Annotated in this window: 1 protein-coding gene and 1 pseudogene; one reads left to right on the plus strand and one right to left on the minus strand. The window is 68.7% G+C overall.

Annotated elements, in window-relative coordinates; translation table 11 throughout:
- Window positions 1-975: CDP-alcohol phosphatidyltransferase family protein (locus E1266_RS37150; RefSeq protein WP_132055254.1), on the minus strand; the 975-nt coding region annotated here is incomplete at its 3' end.
- A gap of 123 nt (window positions 976-1098) precedes the next feature.
- On the opposite strand from E1266_RS37150, the pseudogene E1266_RS37155 reads away from it, so the two are divergent.
- A pseudogene (locus E1266_RS37155) lies at window positions 1099-1598 on the plus strand (hypothetical protein); the annotation flags it as partial.

The following is a 1598-nucleotide window of genomic DNA, read 5'->3' on the forward strand; positions in this document are numbered from 1 at the left end:
GGGGTGGGGGGTGGGGAGTTGGGTGCGGTAGTCGGCGATCTTGGCGTTCAGGTTGGCCAGGTTGCGGCTGTAGTCGCGGCTGGAGAGCCAGAACTTGTAGATGATGACCAGCTCGAAGGCCAGGAGGCCGGCGCCGCTGACGGCGACTACCGGGATGATCGCGCCGGAGATGACCGCGGCGGCCATGGGGGCGACGATGAAGACGCCCATCTGGAATTCGATGCCGCTGATCAGGTGGGGGCGGATGCGGCCCGCCATCAGGACGTTGCGGATGCGGGCGTACCAGGGGAAGCGCTTGTTGAAGCCCTGCTGGAGCGCGACGTTCGGGTCGTCGCCGATGACGCGGTTCTCCAGGTCGGCGTCCGGGTCGTCGCCGATGGCCTCTTCCGCGGAGATCAGGTCGTCGTCGGCGGGGAGGGTGCCGTTGGCGCGCTGGGCGGCCTGCTCCAGGTCGTGGGCCTCGCGGCGGGCCGCGGTGAGGGTGTTCCGCATCTGGGTGCGGACCTTGTAGATCTCCAGCGCGTCCATGTAGCGGAGCATGTCGAGGAACACGACCGCCAGGGCCGTCCAGATGTAGGCGACGTTGCCGGTGGCGGCGTACTGGCCGCCCATCAGGGCGATCGCGCAGGCCAGGACGCGGACGCGGTCGAAGATGTAGTCGAGCCAGGCGCCGAAGACCGAGCCGGTGCCCTTCAGACGGGCGATCTTGCCGTCCATGCAGTCGAGGGTGAACGACAGGTGGTACAGCAGCGCGCCGGCGAGCAGCCAGGGCCAGGACGCGACGGCGAAGCAGGCCCCGGCGGCGAGGCCGAGTATAAGGGCTCCCACAGTGAGCTGGTTCGGCGTCACCCGCGTCCGGTTGGCCGTGAACTTGACCAGCCTGGAGGCGAGCGGATCGACCAGCAGAACCGTCCACCAGGCATCACGCGCCTTGTACGTCCGTTGCCGAACGTCGTCGAGCGTGAAGTTCGCCATGGAGATCCTTTCCTTGTGGAGAGCGATTCGATGCTATCGGTGTCCGGATCCGGTCCTCGGCATTGTCTCCGACTCGTGATCGTCCGACCGGATGATGACCGACACCCTGGGTAGTCTTTGCTGGTGCGTGCCCGACCTGTGCTCGTTCACCTGCCGTTCGTGTGCGTGCTGGTACCGGCTGTCCTCGTCCGGATCGCCGCGGTGCTGGGGTACCCCGCGCCGATGTGGTTCGGCGACTCGCCGGAGTACCTGGAGTCGGCGATCGAGGCGCGGCCCGGGGAGACGCGCCCGGCCGGGTACTCGCTGCTGCTGTGGCTCCTGAAGCCGTTCCACAGCCTGACGGTCGTGGTGTCCGTGCAGCATGCCATCGGGCTGCTGACCGGTGTGCTCGTGTACGTACTGGTGTGGCGGGCCGCTCGGGACGTCGTAAGTCCCTGGGCGGCGGGGGTGCTGGGGGCGGCGCTGACGGTCCCCGTGCTGCTTCCCGCGCACCAGGTCGCGCTGGAGCACATGCTCATGTCGGACACGCTGTTCGCGTTCCTGCTGCTCGCGGCGGTGGCGGCCGTCCTGTGGCGGCGGCGCACGACGTGGTGGCTGGGGGCGCTGGCGGGGGTGTTCGCGGC

It is taken from the genome of Actinomadura sp. 7K534, assembly GCF_004348575.1.
Lineage (GTDB): Bacteria > Actinomycetota > Actinomycetes > Streptosporangiales > Streptosporangiaceae > Spirillospora > Spirillospora livida.